Origin of the sequence: Aquincola agrisoli (assembly GCF_036621135.1) — a bacterium.
GTDB lineage: Bacteria > Pseudomonadota > Gammaproteobacteria > Burkholderiales > Burkholderiaceae_C > Aquincola > Aquincola agrisoli.
Window position 1 is genome coordinate 28,797 of record NZ_JAZIBG010000024.1, and the last position, 21,234, is coordinate 50,030.

Annotated in this window: 21 protein-coding genes; 6 read left to right on the plus strand and 15 right to left on the minus strand. The window is 71.2% G+C overall.

The genetic code is table 11. The features are described 5' to 3' along the window. Positions 1–7: 7 nt before the first annotated feature. The 11 genes from prmA to asd all read right to left on the minus strand — a co-directional run bounded on the left by prmA (position 8) and on the right by asd (position 11,336). A complete protein-coding gene (gene prmA / locus V4F39_RS10235; RefSeq protein WP_332289256.1) occupies positions 8–910 on the minus strand; it encodes a 50S ribosomal protein L11 methyltransferase in 903 nt (300 codons plus the stop codon). A gap of 19 nt (positions 911–929) precedes the next feature. After that, positions 930–2,279 carry an acetyl-CoA carboxylase biotin carboxylase subunit gene (accC, locus tag V4F39_RS10240; protein ID WP_332289257.1) on the minus strand — a complete coding sequence of 450 codons (1,350 nt, stop codon included), beginning with the start codon at positions 2,277–2,279 and terminating at the stop codon, positions 930–932. Positions 2,280–2,289: 10 nt separating this feature from the next. Next, a complete protein-coding gene (accB, locus tag V4F39_RS10245) occupies positions 2,290–2,754 on the minus strand; it encodes an acetyl-CoA carboxylase biotin carboxyl carrier protein (protein ID WP_332289258.1) in 465 nt (154 codons plus the stop codon). A 204-nt stretch (positions 2,755–2,958) separates the two neighbouring features. Then, positions 2,959–3,474, minus strand: coding sequence for a TlpA family protein disulfide reductase (locus V4F39_RS10250; protein WP_332289259.1), 516 nt, complete (start codon positions 3,472–3,474; stop codon positions 2,959–2,961). After that, a complete protein-coding gene (locus V4F39_RS10255; protein ID WP_332289260.1) occupies positions 3,471–4,097 on the minus strand; it encodes a hypothetical protein in 627 nt (208 codons plus the stop codon). The genes V4F39_RS10250 and V4F39_RS10255 overlap by 4 nt, the downstream gene beginning before the upstream one ends. 66 nt (positions 4,098–4,163) lie before the next feature. After that, a complete protein-coding gene (locus V4F39_RS10260; protein ID WP_378235103.1) occupies positions 4,164–4,925 on the minus strand; it encodes a transglycosylase domain-containing protein in 762 nt (253 codons plus the stop codon). Further along, positions 4,922–5,776 carry a shikimate dehydrogenase gene (gene aroE / locus V4F39_RS10265; protein WP_332289261.1) on the minus strand — a complete coding sequence of 285 codons (855 nt, stop codon included), beginning with the start codon at positions 5,774–5,776 and terminating at the stop codon, positions 4,922–4,924. Before aroE ends, V4F39_RS10260 begins: the two co-directional genes overlap by 4 nt. Continuing rightward, positions 5,773–6,690, minus strand: a complete 918-nt coding sequence (locus V4F39_RS10270) for an energy transducer TonB (protein ID WP_332289262.1) — start codon at positions 6,688–6,690, stop codon at positions 5,773–5,775. Before V4F39_RS10270 ends, aroE begins: the two co-directional genes overlap by 4 nt. Before the next feature lie 7 nt (positions 6,691–6,697). After that, complete coding sequence (locus V4F39_RS10275) at positions 6,698–8,755, minus strand: ribonuclease catalytic domain-containing protein (RefSeq protein WP_332289263.1); 2,058 nt, start codon at positions 8,753–8,755, stop codon at positions 6,698–6,700. 503 nt (positions 8,756–9,258) lie between these two features. Then, positions 9,259–10,440, minus strand: coding sequence for a glycosyltransferase family protein (locus V4F39_RS10280; protein ID WP_332289264.1), 1,182 nt, complete (start codon positions 10,438–10,440; stop codon positions 9,259–9,261). Continuing rightward, the gene (gene asd / locus V4F39_RS10285) at positions 10,437–11,336 is read right to left on the minus strand and encodes an archaetidylserine decarboxylase (protein ID WP_332289265.1); all 900 of its coding nucleotides are present in this window, start codon (positions 11,334–11,336) and stop codon (positions 10,437–10,439) included. Before asd ends, V4F39_RS10280 begins: the two co-directional genes overlap by 4 nt. 58 nt (positions 11,337–11,394) lie before the next feature. On the opposite strand from asd, the gene V4F39_RS10290 reads away from it, so the two are divergent. Continuing rightward, positions 11,395–13,059 carry an aminotransferase class III-fold pyridoxal phosphate-dependent enzyme gene (locus V4F39_RS10290; RefSeq protein WP_332289266.1) on the plus strand — a complete coding sequence of 555 codons (1,665 nt, stop codon included), beginning with the start codon at positions 11,395–11,397 and terminating at the stop codon, positions 13,057–13,059. Between the two features lie 40 nt (positions 13,060–13,099). Here V4F39_RS10290 and V4F39_RS10295 read toward each other — a convergent pair whose 3' ends face one another. Further along, the gene (locus V4F39_RS10295) at positions 13,100–13,708 is read right to left on the minus strand and encodes a hypothetical protein (RefSeq protein ID WP_332289267.1); all 609 of its coding nucleotides are present in this window, start codon (positions 13,706–13,708) and stop codon (positions 13,100–13,102) included. 161 nt (positions 13,709–13,869) lie between these two features. On the opposite strand from V4F39_RS10295, the gene V4F39_RS10300 reads away from it, so the two are divergent. Beyond that, a complete protein-coding gene (locus V4F39_RS10300) occupies positions 13,870–15,135 on the plus strand; it encodes a glycosyltransferase family 4 protein (RefSeq protein ID WP_332289268.1) in 1,266 nt (421 codons plus the stop codon). Between the two features lie 21 nt (positions 15,136–15,156). On the opposite strand, the gene V4F39_RS10305 is transcribed toward V4F39_RS10300, so the two are convergent. The 3 genes from V4F39_RS10305 to V4F39_RS10315 all read right to left on the minus strand — a co-directional run bounded on the left by V4F39_RS10305 (position 15,157) and on the right by V4F39_RS10315 (position 17,603). Beyond that, positions 15,157–15,804 (minus strand): hypothetical protein, encoded by a 648-nt coding sequence (locus V4F39_RS10305; RefSeq protein ID WP_332289269.1) that lies wholly within the window; start codon positions 15,802–15,804, stop codon positions 15,157–15,159. A gap of 105 nt (positions 15,805–15,909) precedes the next feature. After that, positions 15,910–16,539, minus strand: a complete 630-nt coding sequence (locus tag V4F39_RS10310; RefSeq protein ID WP_332289270.1) for a pyridoxamine 5'-phosphate oxidase family protein — start codon at positions 16,537–16,539, stop codon at positions 15,910–15,912. Further along, the gene (locus V4F39_RS10315) at positions 16,536–17,603 is read right to left on the minus strand and encodes an MBL fold metallo-hydrolase (protein ID WP_332289271.1); all 1,068 of its coding nucleotides are present in this window, start codon (positions 17,601–17,603) and stop codon (positions 16,536–16,538) included. Before V4F39_RS10315 ends, V4F39_RS10310 begins: the two co-directional genes overlap by 4 nt. Positions 17,604–17,662: 59 nt before the next feature. On the opposite strand from V4F39_RS10315, the gene V4F39_RS10320 reads away from it, so the two are divergent. The 4 genes from V4F39_RS10320 to aceK are packed head-to-tail and all read left to right on the plus strand — an operon-like array spanning position 17,663 to position 21,223. After that, positions 17,663–18,121 (plus strand): MerR family transcriptional regulator, encoded by a 459-nt coding sequence (locus V4F39_RS10320; protein ID WP_332289272.1) that lies wholly within the window; start codon positions 17,663–17,665, stop codon positions 18,119–18,121. A gap of 53 nt (positions 18,122–18,174) precedes the next feature. Continuing rightward, positions 18,175–18,717, plus strand: coding sequence for a GNAT family N-acetyltransferase (locus tag V4F39_RS10325; RefSeq protein WP_332289273.1), 543 nt, complete (start codon positions 18,175–18,177; stop codon positions 18,715–18,717). Between the two features lie 47 nt (positions 18,718–18,764). Beyond that, on the plus strand, positions 18,765–19,433 hold the full coding sequence (gene can / locus V4F39_RS10330) for a carbonate dehydratase (protein ID WP_332289274.1): 669 nt from the start codon (positions 18,765–18,767) through the stop codon (positions 19,431–19,433). Between the two features lie 17 nt (positions 19,434–19,450). Further along, on the plus strand, positions 19,451–21,223 hold the full coding sequence (aceK, locus tag V4F39_RS10335) for a bifunctional isocitrate dehydrogenase kinase/phosphatase (protein WP_332289276.1): 1,773 nt from the start codon (positions 19,451–19,453) through the stop codon (positions 21,221–21,223). Positions 21,224–21,234: the final 11 nt, after the last annotated feature.

Consider the following 21,234-nt stretch of genomic DNA (forward strand, 5'->3'; position numbering starts at 1 on the left):
GGCTCATCTAACGGTCGAACCGGGCGGTCATCAGCACCCAGCCGTCTTCGTGGTCTTGCACCGCCAGCGTGCACCAGGGGCGGTAGGCCTCGGTCAGCTCGTCGGCCTGGCGTTCGAGGATGCCGGCGAGCACCAGGTCGCCGCCCGGCGCGACATGGCCGCACAGCAGCGGCGCCAGCAGCTTCAGCGGCGTGGCGAGGATGTTGGCCAGCACCAGCGGATAACTGCCCCGGGCCACGTCGGGCAGGCCGGCTTGGAGCGCCACGCCGTTGGCCTGCGCGTTGGCCTCGGTGGACACCACGGCCGCCGGGTCGATGTCGCACGCGTCGATCCCGCGGGCGCCATGGAGGGCGGCGCCGATGGCGAGGATGCCCGAGCCGCAGCCGTAGTCGAGCACGCGCGTCCAGCCGGCGCTGCGCCCGTGCGCCTGCCGTGCGATCCACCGCAGGCACATGCGCGTGGTGGGATGGGTGCCGGTGCCGAAGGCGAGGCCCGGGTCGAGCCGGATGACCTGCTGCGCTCCGGCCGGCGGCTCGTGCCAGCTGGGGACGATCCAGAACGCCGGCGTGATCTCGACGGGCGTGAACTGCGACTGTGTCAGCCGCACCCAGTCTTCGTCGGGCACGGGCTGCAGGCCCTGCACATGGACCCCGGCGGCCCAGTCCTGCGCCAGCAGCAGCGTCGCGGCTTCGGTGGCCTGCGCCTCGTCGGGGAACAGCACGCGCAGCGTCGAGCGCTGCCAGCCGGGCCGGGGCGCGGGCATGCCGGGCTCGCCGAAGAGGGCCTGTTCGGCATCGCTGTCGGCGTCCGCGTCCTCCACCGAGACCGACAGCGCCTCCAGCTCCAGCATCAGGGCGTCGGAGACGGTTTCCACCAACGCTTCCGGCGCACGCAGGACGAGTTCATGCATCGCAGGATTCCCGCGGCGCTCAGCGCTTGTGCGCCTCGAGCCAGCCTTCGAGGTAGTGGATGCTGGTGCCGCCCTCGACGAACTTTGCGTCGACCATCAGCTCGCGGTGCAGCGGGATGTTGGTCTGGATGCCTTCGACCACGGTCTCGTCGAGCGCGGTGCGCATGCGGGCCAGGGCCTGCTCGCGCGTATCGCCGTGCACGATGATCTTGCCGACCATCGAGTCGTAGTTCGGCGGCACGAAGTAGTTCGTGTAGATGTGCGTGTCGACCCGCACGCCGGGGCCGCCGGGGGCGTGCCAGGCGGTGATGCGGCCCGGCGAGGGCACGAAGTTGTAGGGGTTCTCGGCGTTCAGGCGCACTTCGATCGCATGGCCGCGCATCTGGATCTGGCGCTGCGCGAACGGCAGCTTCTCGCCAGCGGCCACGCGGATCTGCATCTGCACGATGTCGACGCCGGACACCATCTCGGTCACCGGGTGCTCGACCTGCACCCGTGTGTTCATCTCGATGAAGTAGAACTCGCCGTTCTCGTACAGGAACTCGAACGTGCCGGCGCCGCGGTAGCCGATCTTCTTGCAGGCCGCGGCGCAGCGCTCGCCGATGCGCTCGATCGTGCGGCGCGGGATGCCCGGCGCCGGCGCCTCCTCGATGATCTTCTGGTGGCGGCGCTGCATGGAGCAGTCGCGCTCGCCCAGCCACACTGCGTTGCGGTGCGAGTCGGCGAGCACCTGGATCTCGATGTGGCGGGGGTTCTGGAGGAACTTCTCCATGTACACCGCCGGGTTGCCGAAGGCCGCGCCCGCCTCGCTGCGCGTCGTCTGCACCGCATGGATCAGCGCCGCCTCGGTGTGCACCACCCGCATGCCGCGGCCGCCGCCGCCGCCGGCGGCCTTGATGATCACCGGGTAGCCGACCGCACGGGCGATCTTGATGATCTCCTTCGGGTCGTCGGGCAGGGCGCCCTCCGAGCCCGGCACGCAGGGCACGCCCGACTTGATCATGGCCTGCTTGGCCGAGACCTTGTCACCCATGATGCGGATCGATTCCGGCGTCGGGCCGATGAACACGAAGCCGCTCTTCTCGACGCGCTCGGCGAAATCGGCGTTCTCCGACAGGAAGCCGTAGCCGGGATGGATCGCTTCCGCGTCGGTGACTTCGGCGGTCGAGATGATCGCCGGCATGTTGAGGTAGCTCTGCGCCGAGGGCGCCGGGCCGATGCACACCGCCTCGTCGGCCAGCTTCACGTACTTGGCGTCGCGGTCGGCCTCGGAGTAGACGACGACCGACTTCACGCCCATCTCGCGGCAGGCGCGCTGGATGCGCAGGGCGATCTCCCCGCGATTGGCTATGAGCAGTTTCTTGAACATCGAGCGAGCCTTACTCGATGATGAACAGCGGCTGGCCGAACTCGACGGCCTGGCCGTTCTCGACCAGGATCTTGGTGATCGTGCCGCTCTTGTCGGCCTCGATCTCGTTCATGATCTTCATCGCCTCGATGATGCAGAGGGCCTCGCCCTCCTTGATCTGCTGGCCGACCTCGGCCATCGGCTTGGCGCCCGGGCTCGACGCGGAATAAAAGGTGCCCACCATCGGCGACTTCACGACGTGGCCCGCCGGCTCGGCCGGTGCTTCGGCCGGGGCCGGCGCGGCCGCGGTGGCCGCAGCAGGGGCGGCGGCCGGTGCGGGTGCCGGTGCCGCGGCGAGCGGCACGGCGGCTGCCGCGGCGGCGCGCGGGTCGGCCTTGACGATGCGCACCTTGCCATCGGCTTCGGTGATCTCCAGCTCCGAGATGTTCGACTCGGACACGAGGTCGATGAGCGTCTTCAGCTTGCGCAGATCCATGTGTTTGTTCTCCTGCAGCGACATCCAGCACGTTTGCCGGCTTCACGCGCGATCAAGTCGGGTTGTGAGGCGATCTGGCCGGCATCACCGGCGTTCGGCCCTTCCGCGTGGCATCGGCACAACAGGGCCGGGAACAGGACGCGGGGAGCGAACTTTACGCGCTTTATCCACTGTTGCCTGGTGTTGACGAAAAATAAAAGGATGTTAGGCGTTGGCCCAGGCTGCAAGCTCTTCGTAGCTGGTTTCGCCGAGCTTGCGGCGCGTCGGGCGGCCCTGGCGGTCGAAGACGACCGTGAAGGGCAGGGCGCCGGTGCTGTTGCCGAGCTGCCGGGAGAGGTCGGTGCCTTCGAGCCCGGCCAGCCCCACCGGGAAGCCCAGCGGCTGGCGGCGCAGGAACTCCCGGACCGGTGTGGGGCCGTCCACCGCCAGCCCCACCACCCGCCAGCCCTGGCCGGAGAAGTCGCGATGGAAGCGGTCGATCTGCGGCAGCTCCTTCACGCAGGGCGGGCACCAGGTGGCCCAGAAGTTGAGCACCAGCGGCTGGCCGCGCAGCGAGGCCATCACCAGCTCGCCGCCGTCGGGCTGGGCGAAGCGCAGGTTCCACAGGGCGCCGGCCTCGGCCGAGACCGGCCCCGGCTGCAGCCGCCACCAGGCGAAGCCGGCGCCGGCCGCCGCGGCGGCGGCCGCCACGCCGGCGAACAAGGTAGTGCGTCGGTTCATCCGGTGATTGTCCCCCCGGCCGCAGGCTCCCCGGCGTCCTCGGCCATGCGCCGGCGCAGCGCGCCCAGGTCGCCCCGCAGCGTGCGGCCGGTGGCGTCGGGCTTCAGGGCGCCGCGCACGTCGTCCAGGTCGCGCACCGCGAGGAAGAGCGTCACCTGCTCGCGCAGCACGGGGCAGAAGCTGGCGACGGACAGCACGTCGATCTGCCCGCCGCGCGGCGAGGGCAGGCTGCCCACGTCGTAGTCCACGCCCTGGTTGACCAGAGCGATCTCCGCGGCCTTCGGGTCGTCGCAGTAGAGGTCGATGTGCAGCGCCGACAGCCGCGTCGCCGTGCCGCGCCAGGCGGCGCCCGAGAGGTGTGGGCGGAACTCGGCCAGCCGCTCCATCCAGCGCAGCGCCAGGCCGCGCAGCGCCGCGAGTTCCGCGGGCTGGGTGTCGGCGCAGAACACCGAGATGTATTCGCGCACCGCGTCTTCCACCGCGTCGTTGCTCGGCAGGTCGGACGGGCGGCTGCGCCCGAGCGTGCGGGCTGCCTTGCGCTTGGCCGGGCCGTACTCCATGCCCTCCTCGACGACGAGGCGGGCGGCGGTGGCCGCGATGTCGGCGGACAGGGATTCGTTCATCGCGTGCGTTTCCTCGTGCCGGGTCGGCGACCGCGCATCATAGGGACGGTGCCGCGGCTGCGCCCGTCAGGGCAGATCCACCGCGCCCATGCGTGCGGCGACCGTCCCCGCCCGGCCGACGATGTACGGCGAGCCGGGCCGCTTCTCGAAGCGCTTGGGCGCCGGCAGCATCACCGCCAGGCGCGCCGCCGGCAGGGTGCCCAGCTGGGAGGCGTCGACGCGGAAGTAGTGCCGCGCCGCGGCCTGCGCCCCGAAGACGCCCTCGCCCCACTCGACGTTGTTGAGGTAGATCTCCAGGATGCGCTGCTTGCCGAGCAAGGTCTCCAGCATGTAGGTGATGGCCAGTTCCTGGCCCTTGCGCAGCGTGGTGCGCTCGGGCGAGAGGAACAGGTTCTTCGCGAGCTGCTGGGTGATGGTCGAGCCGCCGACGATGCGCGGCTGCGGGGCGGGCGCCGCCGTGCGCGCGGCGGCCTTGCCCTGGCGCTGCAACTGCTGGTTGAGCTTCTCGGCACGGGCCTCGGCGCGCAGGTTGCGGTCCCAGGCCTTCTCGATCGCGTCCCAGTCGACGCCGCCGTGGTCGACGAAGCTGGCGTCCTCGCTCGCGATCACCGCGCGCTTGAGCGACGGCGCGATGCGGTCGTACGGCACCCACTGCTGGCTCCACTCGATGCGGCCCGTCTCGCCCAGCAGCCGCCGCGCCTCGCTGCGCTGGAAGCTGGTGGACTGCGGGTCGACCACGGCCATCAGCGCGATGCGCAGCACGAAGTAGAGCTGCAGCGCGATCAGGCAGACCACTGCCAGCCCCAGCAGCCGGCCCAGGTGCTTCATGGCTTGGCGGCGGCGTTCAGCGCGTCGCGCAGCGCGGCGAGCACCGGCGCCGTCTGCGGTCGCACGCCGCGCCAGAAGTGGAAGGCCTCGGCAGCCTGTTCCACCAGCATGCCCAGCCCGTCGCGCGCCTGCGCCCCGTGGGCCCGGGCCCAGTCGAGGAAGGGCTGCGCCGCCGCGCCGTACATCAGGTCGATGGCCAGCGCGCCCGGTGCCAGCACGCCGGCGCTCACCGGGACCGGGGCGCCCTGCAGGCTGCTGGCGCTGCTGTTGAGCACGATGTCGAACCGGCCCTGCGGATCGGACAGGCCGCCCGCCTGCAGCGCCACGCCGTGGCGGGTGGCCCAGCCTGCATGCCGGCCGGCCAGCGACACCGCGTTCGCAGGCGTGCGGTTGGCCACCACGATCTCGTGCGGGCGGGCCTCGATCAGCGGACCCAGCACCCCGGCCGCGGCGCCGCCGGCGCCGATCAGCAGCACGCGACGGCCGGCGATCGGCATGCCGGCGGTGTCAATGTCGCGCACCAGCCCGACGCCGTCGGTGTTGTCCGCGAGCCAGCCGTCGGCGCGCAGGTCCAGCACGTTGGCGGCGCCTGCCAGGGCCGCGCGGTCGCTCACGCGGGCGGCCAGCCCCGGCGCTTCGAGCTTGAAGGGCACCGTCACGTTGCAGCCGCGCCCGCCTTGGGCGGCGAAGGCCTCCACGGTCGCGCGGAAGCCGTCGAACGGGCTCAGCACGCGGGTGTACTCAAGGCGTTCGCCGGTCTGCCGGGCGAAGGCGGCGTGGATGAAGGGCGACTGGCTGTGCTGGATCGGGTTGCCGATCACGGCGTAGAGGTCGAAGGCGGGTGCGGTCATGGTCGGGTGGCGGGCGCGCGGTTCGACGGCTCCTTGGCGGAGAGTGTCGTTTCCAGCCCGTCGTCGCGGGTGAATCGGAAGCGGGAGGTGACGACGATCTCGTCGGCCTCGCGCTGCATGGCGGGGTTGAAGCGGCCGAAGGGCGCGGCGGCGTGCACGATCGCCACGGCGCGCTGGTCGAGCTGCCGGTTGCCCGAGGAGCGCAGCACCTCGGCGTCGACCACGCGGCCGAGCGCGTCGACGGTCACGTTCATCGTCAGCTCGCCGTACAGCTTGCGGCCCTGGTAGCGGGGGAAGTTGCGCGTGCCGCGTTCCTCGATGCGGCGGCGCAGCCGGTCGTAGTAGGTGGCGTAGGTCACCTCGCGCGTGGCGGGGCTGATGTAGCGGCGGCGCGGTTCCGCGTTCTGCTGGTTGATGCGGGTTTCGATCTCGGCCAGCAGCCGCAGCATCTGGCGCCGCCGTTCGTCCTGCGCGTCGCCGTCCTGCGTCCCGGCATCGCGGCGCGGGTCGGGCGGCGGCAGCAGCGCGAGTTCACGCCGCACCTCGGCGAGCAGTTGCTGCTGCTGCGTCTGCATCTGCTGGATGCGGCGCTGGCGGGTGTCCGAGGCGTCGCCCGGCTCCACCTGCAGCGTCGGCGGCAGCGGCGACGTGGCGCGGCCCCGGGCCGCGTCGCCGCCGCCGGCCAGCGAGGCCTGCGCGAGGGCCTGGACCTGCGCCGGCGGCTCGGGCGCGCGGGCGTTCACGAGGATCACTTCCAGCGGCGAATCGCCCATGCGCTGCAGCCACGCCGAGGGCTGCGCCACCTGCACGCCGAGCAGCCCGGCGTGCACGCCGACCGAGGCCAGCAGGGCCCAGTGGAGGGCGCCCCACCGGGCACGCCAGCGGCGGCCGCCGCGATCGCGCTGCGCCGCCACGGTGCACTCATGCCGCCGGCGAGGCGGCGTCCTCCGAACGGCCCGACGCTGCGTCGCCGGCCTCGCCGTCGGCCATGTCGATCGCGAGCGACAGCGGCGCGGCCTCGGCCAGTTCCTCGTCGACCTCGGCTTCCGATTCGGCGGCCACGCCAGGCACGGTGTCGTCGAGGCGGGCCACCAGCGTGGCGTGCAGGTCGAGGGTGAGCAGGTCGGTGCCGGTGAGCCGTACGCGCACGTGCGCGCCGCGGGGCAGGTTCTCGCAGCCCAGCGCGCGGAAGACCAGCGGCAGCGTGTCGGCGCGCACCAGGCCGTCCTTCATCACCGCAGCGTCGAGCTCGGTGATGCCGTTCTGTTCCAGCCAGCGCAGCGTCCAGTAGCGCTCGATGCCGTGCTGGAAGTCGTTGTAGGCGGCGTAGGCCGCGTCGAACGACGAGATGACCGAGAAGAGCTGCGAGTCCTTCGGCTTGAACGGCGCGGCCAGCGCGGCGGTGCGGCCGTGGCGGGCGCACGCGATGATCTGCCACTGGTTCACCAGGTCGACGTAGCGCCGCAGCGGCGAGGTGGCCCAGGTGTACTGCGCGACGCCCATGCCCGCGTGCGGTGCCGGCTTGGTGCCCATGCGCACCTTGATGCCGGGCGCCAGGCTGGCCTGGCTGCGGTAGATGCCCGGCACGCCGCACGACGACAGCCAGCCGCCCCAGGTGCTGTTGGCGAGGATCATTGCCTCGGCCACGATCAGGTCGAGCGGCGCGCCGCGGCGGCGGGTGCTGATCTTCACCGTCTCGCTGCCCTCGGGCTCGGCGGTGTTGCCCTCCAGCCTGAAGTTGTAGTCGGGACGGTTGAAGGTTTCCGGCTTGCCGCGCACCACCTCGCGCTGCGCCTTCAGGTGCCGGGCGAGCCGGAAGCCGAAGGCCAGCTCGGGCGCGAACGCATAGCCCGCGGGAGCCTCGCCGGTGAGGGAGGCCTCGGTGACGACGTCGTCGAGCTGGTCGTGGCGCAGGTTGGCGGCGATGGGCACGCGCTCCAGCTTCGTCTCGCTGCCGCGCACTTCCAGCGTGGCCTCGTCCATCGTCACGTACAGGCTCACGGCCGGGCAGTCCTGGCCTTCGGTGAGCGTGTAGCGCTGCACCACCTCGTCCGGCAGCATCGTCAGCTTCCAGCCCGGCATGTAGACGGTGGACAGGCGCTCGGCGGCCACCTTGTCGATCGCGCCGCCCGGCGCGATGGCCAGGCCCGGCGCGGCGATGTGGATGCCGAACACCACGGTGCCCGTGCCCAGGCCCTGCACCGACAGCGCGTCGTCGATCTCGGTCGTGGCCGAATCGTCGATCGAGAACGCCTGCACCGGCGCCAGCGGCAGCGGCTCGGCGATGGCCGGCGCCTCCAGCGCGGGGAAGCCGGTGCCCTTGGGGAACTGCTCGAACAGGAAGCGCCGCCAGTGGAACTGGTAGGGGCTGCGGATCGCGCCGGCCGCCTTCAGCAGGTCGAGCGGCGCGCGCTGCGAGCGGCGCGAGGCCTCGACCACGGCCTTGTACTCGGGGCCGTTCTTGTCGGGCTTGAAGAGGATCTTGTAGAGCTGCTCCTGGATCGGCTGCGGGCAGCCGCCTTCGGCCAGCTCGGCGGCCCAGGCCTCGATCTGCGCGGCCTGCTGCTTCTTGCGCTCGATGCCGAGCAGGGCGGCCTTCACCGTCTCCTCGGGCGCCTTCTTGAACAGGCCCTTGCCGAGGCGGCGGAAGTAGTGCGGCGCTTCGAACAGCCGGAACAGCGCCGCGGCCTGCTGCTCGACGCCGGCCTTGGCATCGAAGTAGTCGCGTGCCAGGTCCGCGAAGCCGAACTCGCCTTCGGGCGCGAACTCCCAGGCGAGGTCGAGATCGATGTCGGGCGCCAGGCGCTGGGCCGCGGCCATCAGCTCGGCCGGTGCGGGCTTGTCGAACTTCAGCAGCACGTTGGCGGCCTTGGCCTTGACACGCTTGCCCGAGTCGAGCTCGATCTGCATCGAGCTTTCGGCTTCGGACATCACACGGCCGGCCAGGAACTTGCCGGATTCTTCAAACAGGGCGTACATCCGCGGGATTGTCGCTGCTGTGCGAGGGTGGGTTGGTTAGGGTGCTTCTGGTTGTGCTCGGCGGGTGCTGCGGGGTGTGCGGGCTGGGCGGGGCGTGCGACCGAGGCGGTCGGCGCAAAGCGCCGACTGCCCTGCGTTGCTCGGTCGCCTGGGCGGCTGGCGAACTCGCTGCGCCTCGTATACCCCAGAGCGCACGAAGGGGGTTCTCCGCCATCAGAACCGCCGGTGCCGGCGCGGCAGGCGGTGCCCGGTGGGGCGATTTCTGGGGTGGCGAGAAGCGCAGGGCCGAGGTCGGCGCGCGCAGCGCGCTTCAACCTCTGACTGGCCGCAGCCTGTTTGAGCGCAGTGAACGTCAGTGAACGAAGCGAGTTCTGCGGCACGACCTCGGCTCGAGCATCGCAGCGGAGTCGGCCCAGCGGGCCGACCACCCCAGCATGAGCCCCCACCGGGCTCCGCCTGCCGCGCCCTGCCCGACCAACCCAAACGCAAACCCAAACCCAACCTCACACCACGCCCGACGACACAGCCCCGGCCCCCAACAGCCCGTCCACCGACCCCACCGCCCCATCTGCCTCGCCCAGCAGGTGCGCCACCAGATCGGTCACCTCGAACAGCGCCCGGTTCTCCACCTGCTGCACCGCGGCGCGCAGCGCCGGCAGCCGGGCTGTCAGTGCCTCGACGGCGCCGGCCACCTGCCCGAAGCGCTCGATCACCAGCCCCAGCCCCTGCGCCCGCACCCAGTCGGTGTTGAAGCGCTCCTGCGGCATCGTGAAGGCATTGCGCACCGTGATCACCGGCAGGCCGCGCTGCACCGCTTCGCTCAGGCTGCCCGGGCCCGGCTTGCCGATGAAGAAGTCGGCCAGGTCCAGCCAGTGCGGCACGTCGCGCGTGAACCCGACCACCACCCGGGGTGCCCGCGCCGGCTGGTCGCGCAGCCGCTGCGCCAGCGCCGCGTTGTGGCCGCACATCAGGATCAGCGGCGTGTCGGGCAGCCGCCGCGCGATCGACAGCATCGCCTTCGAGCCGTGGCCGCCGAACATCACCACGCCCACGGGTCGATCGGCATCGAGCCCGGCCGCGGCCCGCGCCGCCACGCGGTCGGCGGGCGGCGCTGCGTAGAAGCCCGGGCGCAGCAGCATGCCCGACACCGCGTGCAGCCGCGCCGCCGGTACGCCCTGCGCACGGGCCTGCGCCAGCGCGTGCGCGGTGCCGCAGGCCAGGTGCTGCGGCACCGTGGGCTCCACCCAGAAGTGCGGCGGATGGTCGGCCAGGTCGGTCATCACGGTGAGGTAGGGCACGCCGGGCAGCGCCCGCGCGACGCTCTCGCACAGCACGCGGTTGAAGTTCGGCACCAGCGAGACGACGAGGTCCGGCTCGGTGCGGGCCCAGTGCGGCTGCAGCAGCCGCAGCATCGGCCCGTGGCCCATGCGGATCAGGCCCTGCAGCAGCTTCAGCTCCTGCGCGAGGCCGATCGTCCAGCCGCGCGCCAGCCGCTGGTTGTAGAAGTCCTCCGGGTCGAAGCCCATGACCTTGCGGAAGTGGCCTTGCGGATCGAGCACCTCGCGCAGGTGCACCAGGCGCACATTCCACGGCCGCTGCTGCTCGCGCATCACGGCTTCCAGCGCATGGGCCGCGGCGCGGTGGCCGCCGCCGGCGTCGAAGTAGACGAGGTCGACCGTCTTCACCACGCCGCCTCCGGCAGCCGCATCAGCGGCTCGCCCATGCGGATCGTGCGTCCGTTCTCGATGCCCTCGGCCAGCCTGAAGCCCCGGGGCGCGAACACGAGGATCGTCGAGCCATGCTGGAACCAGCCCATCTCCTGCCCCTTGGCCTGCGGCGCATGGCAGCGCCAGTGGTGCGGGCCGGGCGCCTTCATGCGCAGCAGCACATCGAGCACATGCAGCCGGATGCTGGCGACCAGGATGGCCGCCACCGGCACCAGCGTGACGAGGTGCTGCCCGGCATCCAGCCGCAGCCGGATCAGCGCGCGCTCGTTGCGGCAAAAGAGCCTTTCCACGCGCTTCAGCGCGATCGGGTTCACGTTCCAGGTGTCGCCCGACAGGTAGGTGACGTGCTCCACCGTGCCGTCGTGCGGCGCATGGAAGCGGTGGTACATGCTCGACGTGAGCCGCAGCGTGACGTAGCACCCGTCGCGGTAGCGCTCGGCCAGTTCGCGGGCCTGCACGTTGCCGCCGCCGGGGCCGCCGCCGAACAGCTCCTCCAGCTCATACGGGAAGCCCTTGGCCTGGAACACGCGCGTGCCCTCCACCGGGCCGCAGGCGCCGACGATGCCGTCGCTCGGGCTCGTCATCACCGCCGGGTCGGCGTCGACGCGGCGCGCGCCGGGCCGCAGCTCGCGGATGAAGCAGTCGTGCAGGCTCTCGAAGCGCTGCTTCTTCGCATCGCTCAGGTCGAGGTCGGCGAAGAGCTTCCATATGGCGATGGAGGTGTCGCGCACCAGCGGGCTGCGCAGCTGGCTGAACCAGCCCATGAAGCGGGTGAGCGCGATGCGCGGCACGCGGTTGGTGAGCAGGAAATTGAGGTCCTCCTGCATCAGCACGCGGTCTCTCAGGGTCTTCATGTTCATGAGGTTGTCAAAGCAGACGGTTAGACAGCGGGCTTCACTCTTCGGCGAGCCCATGAACGAAACATTTGTGATGACCACCCTGGCGGCCGCCGCCCTCGCGGCGCTGGCTGTGCTGCCGCGCGCCAAGCAGCGGCTGGCGTTGTCGAAGGCCAAGCACCGCTCGCTGGCGGGGCACTCGCGCATGGCCAAGCGCATCGCGTCGTGGGTGCCGGGCTACGCGTACGACGAGGTGCGCTTCTTTGGCTCCGACGACGCGCCGCCCGAGGTGGTGGCCCGCCGGCGTGCGGGCTTCGCGGCGCTGTCGGCGCTGTACCGCCAGCGCCACCCCCGCACCGCGGCGCTCACCGCGCAGGCCAAGCCCGGCATCTCGGACATGCAGTTCACCTCGGCGTACCGCGTGCCGTTCCAGTACGGCGCGTTCCTGCGCGAGCACCTGGAGATCGGCAGCTTCGTGCAGCGTGCCGACGGCGTGACCGTGACCGACCTCGACGGCAACACCTTCTTCGACCTGACCGGCTCCTACGGCGTCAACGTGTTCGGCGTCGACTTCTACAAGCACTGCATCGCCGAAGGCAGCGCGCGCGTGCAGGCGCTCGGCCCGGTGCTGGGCGCCTACCACCCCTGCGTGGCCGCCAACGTGCAGCGGCTGCGCGAGATCTCCGGGCTCGACGAGGTGTCGTTCCACATGTCGGGCACCGAGGCCGTGATGCAGGCCGTGCGCCTGGCGCGCTACCACACGGGCCGCTCGCACCTGGTGCGTTTCTGCGGCGCGTACCACGGCTGGTGGGAAGACGTGCAGCCCGGCCCCGGCAACCCGCTGCCGCCGCGACAGACCTACACGCTGAAGGACATGGACGAGCGCACGCTGCAGGTGCTGCGCACGCGCCGCGACATCGCCTGCGTGCTGGTCAACCCGCTGCAGGGCCTGCACCCGAACAGCGGTGCGCCGGGCGATTCGTCGCTGGTCGACAGCGGCCGGCGCGCGCACTTTGATCGCATCGCCTATACGAGCTGGCTGAAACGGCTGCGCGAGGTGTGCACCGAGCGCGGCATCGTGCTGATCTTCGACGAGGTGTTCGTCGGCTTCCGCCTGGCGCCCGGCGGCGCGCAGGAATACTTCGGCGTGAAGGCCGACATGGTCACCTACGGCAAGACGCTGGGCGGCGGCCTGCCGGTGGGCGTGGTCTGCGGCCGCGCGGCGCTGATGCGCCGCTACCGCGACGACCGCCCGGCCGACATCTGCTTCGCCCGCGGTACCTTCAACACGCACCCCTACGTGATGGGCGCGATGCAGGTGTTCCTGGAACAGATCGAGACGCCCGAGGTGCAGGCGATCTACGAAGGCCTGGACGAGCGCTGGCACCGGCGCGCCGCGACAATGAACACGCAGCTCGAGGCGGCCGGCGTGCCGGTGCGCGTGGCCCACCTGTCGTCGATCTGGACGGTGACCTACACCGAGCCCTCGCGCTACAACTGGATGCTGCAGTTCTACCTGCGGGCGCACGGCCTGGCGCTGAGCTGGGTGGGCAGCGGGCGTCTGATCTTCAGCCTCAACTACGGCGACGCCGACTTCGATGCGGTGGTGCAGCGCTTCGTGGCTGCCGCGACGGCGATGCAGGCCGATGGATGGTGGTGGCATGACGAGAAGCTGACCAACCGCGCGATCCGCCGTGGGCTGCTGCGCGAGATGCTCGCGCGGCGTTTCGGCGGGGCCTGAACCGGCGGCGCCCGCCCCGCGGCGGCGCGCCGCGCCGGCCTCAGACGTGGTGCATCGGGTCGATGCGCTCGCCGCGCAGCAGCGCCAGCGGGGCCTTGTGGTAGAGCCAGATGTCGTGGAAGGGATCGGTGAGGATCTTGGTCATCCACACCAGCCCGGTGCGCATGTCGGCGATGACGAAGAGGTGCAGCGTGCGGAACACGAGGCCGCCGGCACCGAGCGCGAGCCACGCCAGGCCGAGGTCGTGCAGGTAGCCGCCGAAGTCGGTGGCCGGCGCGATCAGGCCGAACACCGAGGGCTGCACCCACAGCAGCAACGGCAGCACCACCCACAGCGCCATCAGCACGACCTTGCGGCGCAGGTTGTAGCCGACCTTGATGTCTTCCTTGTGCGCGTGGGTCGCCCGGTTGACGTGGTCGTAGCCCCTGGGCTCGAAGAAGAAGTGGCCGGCCTGGCGCGTCGTCATCGACACCGTCCAGCCCAGCAGCGCGGCCATCGCCGGATCGACGAACAGCAACGCGTAGGCGCACACGAAGCTGATGGCGCTGACGAGGTGCAGCGTCTGGTTGATGCGGCTGTGGTGGTAGTAGCGGTGGTCGTCCCAGCGCTGCTTGGCCAGCTCTTGCAGGAAACCGTTCAGGCCGTTCATGCGAGGTCCTCCTCAGGATCACAAGGTGGCCGCATGGTGGACAGCGCCCATGAACGCACCGTGACGGCTTCGCGTCGGAATCGCGTCACCGCAGGGCACTGCCACGGGGCTGCCGCACAACCGTCATCGAACTGTTGCGCTGCGCCGTCAGCATGCCGGGCATGGCCGCCGCCCCCGAAGGCTTCGAGCAAGCCGCATCCGCCCTCGCCGTCGACGAGTTCCTGCCTGCGCGGCGCCTGCTGCGCATCGCGGTCGTCACCGAGACCTACCCGCCAGAGGTCAACGGCGTGGCGAGCACGATCGCGCAGGTGGTCGAGGGGCTGCGGGCGCGCCAGCACGCCGTGCAGCTCGTGCGGCCCCGGCAGGCTGCCGATGCGCCGGGCGAGGCGCAGGCCGAGCCGCGCTGCGAGCAGGTGCTGATGCGCGGCCTGCCCATCCCGCGCTACCCGCACCTGAAGATGGGCGTGCCGTCGAGGAAGGCGCTGGCCGCGCTGTGGGCGCTGAAGCGGCCCGACATCGTGCACATCGCCACCGAGGGGCCGCTCGGCTGGTCGGCCCTGCAGGCGGCGCGGCGACTCGGGCTGCCGGTGTGCTCGGACTTCCGCACCAACTTCCACGCCTACAGCAGGCACTACGGCGTGGGCTGGCTGCACCGGCCCATCATGGCCTACCTGCGCCGGTTCCATAACCGCACCCGGTGCACGATGGTGCCGACCGAGGCGCTGCGCGGCGCGCTCGAGGCCGCCGGCTTCCGCGGCCTGCGCGTGGTGCCGCGGGGCGTCGATACGCAGCGCTTCGATCCGGCCTGCCGCAGCGAGGCCCTGCGCGCCACCTGGGGCGTGCGGCCCGGCCAGCCGGTCGCGCTGTACGTGGGCCGGCTGGCGCCGGAGAAGAACCTCGACCTGCTGGCGCGTGCCTTCGAGGCGATGCGCCGCGACGCCCCCGCGCTGCGGCTGGTGCTGGTGGGCGACGGCCCGATGCGCCGCGAGCTGCAGCATCGCCTGCCCGGGGCCGTCTTCGTTGGCGAGCGCCGCGGCGACGACCTCGCGGCGCACTATGCGTCGGGCGACCTGTTCCTGTTTCCGAGCCTCACAGAGACCTACGGCAACGTGACGCCGGAGGCGATGGCCAGCGCCCTGCCGGTGCTGGCCTTCGACGAGGCGGCCGCGGGCCGGCTGATCCGCCACGGCGACAACGGCCTGCTGGCGCCGCCGGGCGATGCCGACAGCTTCGTGCGCCAGGCCCTGCGGCTGGTGAACGACCTGCCGGCCGCGCGGGGCCTCGGGCGGCGGGCGCGCGAGGCGGTCTGCGAACACGGCTGGGACCGCATCGTCGCGCAGGTCGAGCAGATCTTCCTGGCCGAGCTGCGCAGCGGGCCGCCGTTGCCCTCGGGCCTGTGGCGGACGACGGAAGCGGCCGGGCGCTGAGCACCCGGGGCGCCGCGGCCGTCAGAAGCCGTAGGCCAGGCCGAGGCTGAACAGCGTCGTGCCGCCGCTGCGGCCCACGCTGCCGTCGATCTGCAGGCCTTCGGCGATCTCGCGGCGCAGGCCGAGGTTGGCGGTGGGCTTGGCATGGCGCTGGACCAGCCACTCGGCGTGCGCGGTGGTGGCGCCCAATGCGTGTTCCCACGCCACGCCGGCGCCGGGCAGCGTCGGCCCCGAACGGCCGCGGCTCGCGCCCAGGTTGAGGTGCAGTGTTCCCGGCCCGGCATCGCAGCTCGCGGCGCCGTTGACGAGGTACGTCGCGCCCCGCTCGCCGCCGGTGTGCGAGGCGCCGATCACCACCGCGTGGCGGCAGGCGCCGTCCGGGCGTCTGCCGGGGAGGCCGAACTTGGCCTGCAGCTCGGTGGTGTCGGTGCGGTCCGTCGTGTCGCGGCTGCGGGCCAGGCCCAGTTCCACCCCGCGCCACGGCGTGAAGGAGGGCGCCACGGTCCAGCTGCGGCTGCCGCCGGCCTCTCTTGCATGCCAGGCCTCCACCTGCGCGCTGCCGGCGTCGTCGACATCCGCGTCCTCCAGCAGCATCGGCCGGCCTGCGCCGGCCTCTGTCGCGCAGGCCAGCAGCAGGACCAGCAGGGTCGGGGCGGGGTGTCGGTTCACGTCGGAAGGGGGTGATGGCTACGGCTTCGAGGGTTGTCGGCCGCTGGCGGCCGCACTGAAGCGCGGCGCGGCGCGGCGCGGCGGCGCGGACGGCCTGGCGGACCGTCAGTACAACGTCGTGCGCTGGCGCGCCGGCAGCTCGCGATCGTAGGCGGCGCCGTCGATGGCCGACTCGGTGAGGGCGGCCAGCATCGCGCCCGCGCTCGGCACGTCGGCCCGGCGCCCGGCGGCGGCCGGGGCCCACAGCGATGAACGCTGCATCGCCCGCGCGCACTGGAAGAACACCGTGTCGATGGCGATCTCGATCACGCATTGCGGCGGCTTGCCGGCCATCGCCAGGCGCTGCATCAGCACCGGCTCCACGGTGATGCGTGCGCGGCCGTTGACGCGCAGCGTCTCGCCCACGCCGGGGATCAGGAACAGCAGCGCCACGCGCGGATCGGCCAGGATGTTGCGCAGGCTGTCGATCCGGTGGTTGCCGCGGCGCTCGGGCAGCAGCAAGGTGCGCTCGTCCTGCACCGCCACCAGCGGCGCCGGATCGCCGCGCGGCGAGGCATCCAGCCCACCGGGGCCGATCGTGGCCAGCACGGCGAAGGGCGAGGCCTCGATCCACTGCCGGTAGACCGGGTGGAGGTGGCTGGCTTCCTTGCGCAGCGCGGCCTCGCTGGGGGTGCCGAACAGCGCCTCGAGGGCGGCCAGGTCCCGGATGGCGTGCGGGTCGTCAGGGGGCGTCATGCCGGCATTCTGCGGGCGAACCGGTACACCCCGTCGGCCCCGCGCCCGCGCTCCAGCCGGCCGCCGTGCCACAGCATGTGCAGGTGCGCCAGCGCTTCCGCCATTGCGAAGGTGGTCTGGTGCGCGTCGAGCGGCCGCCGGAACAGCACCGGCAGCATCTCGGCCGCGGTGGCGGGCGCTGCCTGCAGCGCCGCCAGCACGTCGGCCAGGCGCTCGTCATGGTGCTGGCGCAGCTGGGCCACGCGGGTGTGCAGGCCCCGGAAGGGCCGGCCGTGGGACGGCAGCACCAGCGTGCCGGCCGGCAGCTCGGCCGCCACCCGGGCGATCGAGTCCAGGTAGAGGGGCAGCGGGTCGCCCTCCGGCTCGCTGCTGCTGACGCCCACGTTGGTGCTGATGCGGGGCAGCACCATGTCGCCGGCCACCAGCACGCCGGCGGCGGCGTCGTGCAGCGAGATGTGCTCCGGCGCGTGGCCGTAGCCGGCGATGCAGCGCCAGCGGGCGTCGCCAATCGCCAGAAGCTGGCCGTCGAGCAGGCGGCGGTAGCTGTCGGGCAGGGCGGGCACGAGCTGCGCGAAGTGGTTGCCCCGGCGCGCGAGGATGTCCAGCGTCTCGGCGTCGCGCAGGCCGTGTGCGGCGAAGAACTCGGCGCTCTCGTCGCCGCCCTGGCCGCGCGTGTCGCGCGCCAGCCGGGCGACGCCGTAGTCGGTCGCGCTGATCCACAGCCGGCACTGCCAGCGCGCCGTGAGCCAGTGCGCCAGGCCGATGTGGTCCGGGTGCATGTGGGTGACGATCACGCGCAGCACCGGCCGGCCCTGCAGCTGTGTGGCGAACACCTGTTCCCACAGGCCGCGGATGTCGGCGTTGTCGACGCCGCAGTCGACGATGGCCCAGCCCTCCCGGCCGTCGAGCCGGTCACGCAGCAGCCACAGGTTGATGTGGTCCAGCGCGAAGGGCAGCGGCATGCGCAGCCAGCGCACGCCGGGCGCCACCTCGAGGGTCTCGCCGGGCTCGGGTAACGTGTCGCCGAGGGGATAGACAAGTTGCTGTTCGAGGTGGTTGGCCATGGCTTGGAGGAAGCGTGCGGGGCAGCTACATTTACGTTTACGTCAACGTCAGTGTAGACATGCCTGCCGCCCAGCGTCCTACCCCTGAAGGCAAGACCTTCAGCATCACCGAGCTTTCCCAGGAGTTCGATGTCACCCCGCGTGCCATCCGCTTCTACGAGGACAAGGGCCTGCTGGAGCCGGCGCGGCGGGGACAGGCGCGTGTGTACACGCACCGCGACCGCACGCGGCTCAAGCTCACGCTGCGCGGCAAGCGGCTGGGGCTGAGCCTGTCGGAGGTGAAGCAGCTCGTCGACATGTACGAGTCGCCGTCCGACACCACGCAGCAGCTCGAGACCTTCCTCGGCATGCTGGCGTCGCACCGCCGGCAGCTCGAACGCCAGCTCGAGGACCTGCAGGTCACGCTGGCCGAGATCGAGCAGCACGAGGCACGTTGCCGGCACCTGCTCGCGGCGCCGCCGCCCCCGCGCCGCCGCCGGGCGGCCGGGCCCAAGGCGGCCGCGAAGGACATTGCATGACCAACGCCTTACCAGCCGGGCCGCTCGGAAGCGCCCGGCCTGCGGGAGACCCCATGATCGACCGACAGCCCCTGCCCACGCTGACCGGCGAGCGGTGTTCGCTGCGCGAGCTGACCGTGGCCGATGCGCCCAGCCTGCAGCGCAACGCCAACGACGTCGACGTGTGGCGCAACATGTTCGAGGGGTTCCCGCATCCGTACACGATGGTCGACGCCATCACCTGGTGCGACGGCGGCGCGCGCGAGTCCCGCTACGGGCTGGTGTGGGGGATCGACGTGGGCGGCCAGGTGATCGGCTGCGCGAACGTCACCCCGCAGGAGGGGCCGCTGCGCTGCAACGCCGAAGTGGGCTACTGGATCGGCCAGCCCCACTGGCGGCACGGCATCGCCACCGAGGCGCTCGGCCTCGTCACCGCCTGGACCTGGCGTGCGCTGCCCGACATCACCCGGCTGTACGCCCCGATCTTCGCGTGGAACACCGGCTCGCAGGCCGTGGCGCGCAAATGCGGCTACCTCAAGGAGGCCGACATGCCGCGCAGCGCCATCAAGGACGGCCGCGTGATCGACCGCGTGCAGTACGCCATCTACCGGCCTTAGGCCCGTTACCGCTTTTCTCTTCGCATCCACAGCCACAGCCCATTCCCATGAGCACCGAACCCCTCGACGACCTCCTCGACAAGAACCGCAACTGGGCCCACGACGTCGAGCAGCGGCAGCCCGGTTTCTTCTCCAGCCTGCTGAAGCAGCAGGAGCCGCAGTACCTGTGGATCGGCTGCGCCGACAGCCGCGTGCCCGCCAACGAGCTGGTGGGCCTCGCGCCCGGCGAGCTGTTCGTGCACCGCAACGTGGCCAACGTGGTCTCGCACGCCGACCTCAACTGCCTGTCGGTCGTGCAGTTCGCGGTCGACCAGCTCAAGGTCAAGCACATCATGATCGTCGGCCACTCCAACTGCGGTGGCGTGAAGGCGGCGCTGTACAACCTGCGTGTCGGGCTGGTCGACAACTGGCTGCGCCACGTGCACGACGTCAAGAGCCGCCACCAGGCCTGGCTCGACACCGTGCCCGAGGAGCACCGCGTCAATGCGCTGTGCGAGTTGAACGTGCTCGAGCAGGCACGCAACGTCTGCGAGACCACCGTCGTCAAGGATGCCTGGTACCGCGGCCAGCAGGTGGTGATCCACGGCTGGTTCTACGGCCTGCACAACGGCATCCTGCAGGACCTGCGCATCAGCGTGGGGGGCCCGGACGAGGTGGTGGCCGCCTACGAAGCAGCGCTCGAGGCCCTCCACCGGCGCTACACCCCCGCGCCATGAACTGAGCGCCCGGCGCCATGTTCCCGCACCAGCTCACCGACGGCCGCGCGTTCCACATCGCGCAGGCGTTGCGGGACGGCTTCGACCGCCACTACACGCTGTTCCGCCGGACCAGCGCCGAGGCGAAGCAGCGCTTCGAGGCCGCCGACTGGCACGGCCAGCAGCGGGCGCAGCGCGAGCGCATCGAGTTCTACGACATGCGCGTGGACGAGGCCGTCGAGCGGCTGCGCACCGAGTTCGACGCCAACACGCTGCCGATGGACGTGTGGCAGCAGGTCAAGCTGCACTTCATCGGCCTGCTGACCGACCACCACCAGCCCGAGCTGGCGGAAACCTTCTTCAATTCGGTCACCACGAAGGTGCTGCACCGCAGCTACTTCCGCAACGACTTCATCTTCGTGCGGCCGGCGCTCAGCACCGAGTACATCGAGAACGACGAGCCCGCCGCCGCGCCCACCTACCGCGCCTACTACCCCACGCGCGAGACGCTGCACGAGACGCTCACGCGCATCGTCGACAACTTCCAGCTCCAGCGCCCGTTCGAGGACCTGCCGCGCGACGTCGGCTGCGTGGTGCATGCGCTGGAAGGCGAGATGAGCACCGCGCGGCTGCGCGCCAACTTCCAGATCCAGGTGCTGGCGTCGCTCTTCTACCGCAACAAGGGCGCGTACCTGGTCGGCAAGGTGATCAACGGCTTCAGCGAGCTGGGCTTCGCGCTGCCCATCCTGCACACCGCCGAAGGGCGCCTGGTGATCGACACCGCGCTCTTCGGCGACGACGACCTGCAGATGCTGTTCAGCTTCGCACGCGCCTATTTCATGGTCGACATGGAGATCCCGAGCGCCTACGTGCAGTTCCTGCGCTCGCTGATGCCGCGCAAGCCCCGCTCCGAGCTCTACAGCGCGCTCGGCCTGCAGAAGCAGGGCAAGAACATGTTCTACCGCGACCTGCTCTACCACCAGCGCCACAGCTCCGACCGCTACCGCATCGCGCCCGGCATCAAGGGCATGGTGATGCTGGTGTTCGACCTGCCCTCGTTCCCCTACGTGTTCAAGGTCATCAAGGACTTCTACCCGCTGCAGAAGGACACCACGCGCGAGCTGATCAAGAGCAAGTACCTGCTGGTGAAGACGCACGACCGTGTGGGCCGCATGGCCGACACGCTGGAGTACAGCAACGTCGCCTTCCCGCGCGCGCGCTTCGAGGACGAACTCGTCGCCGAGCTGAAGCACTTCTGCCCGAGCCTGATCGAGGAGGACGGCGACTGGCTGGTGATCCGCCACGTGTACATCGAGCGGCGCATGATCCCGCTGAACATCTTCCTGCAGGAAGCCACGCCGCAGCAGCTGCAGCACGCGGTCGTCGAGTACGGCAACGCCATCAAGGACCTGGTGGCCGCCAACATCTTCCCCGGCGACATGCTGTGGAAGAACTTCGGCGTCACCCGCCACGGCAAGGTGGTGTTCTACGACTACGACGAGATCGAGTACCTGACCGACTGCAACTTCCGCCGCGTGCCCGCGCCGCGAAACGAGGAGGACGAGATGTCCGGCGAGGTCTGGTACGCCGTCGGCCCGAAGGACGTGTTCCCCGAGACGTTCGAGCCCTTCCTGCTCGGCAACCCGGCGGTGCGCGAGGTGTTCATGCAGCACCACGCCGACCTGCTCGACGCCGCGTTCTGGCAGTCGCACAAGGAGCGCATCGCCGCCGGGCATGTGCACGACGTCTTCCCTTATGAACCCGAGCGGCGCTTCCATCGCCGGGCCGCTGCCGCGCTCTCCCCCGCCTGAAGAAAGGACCC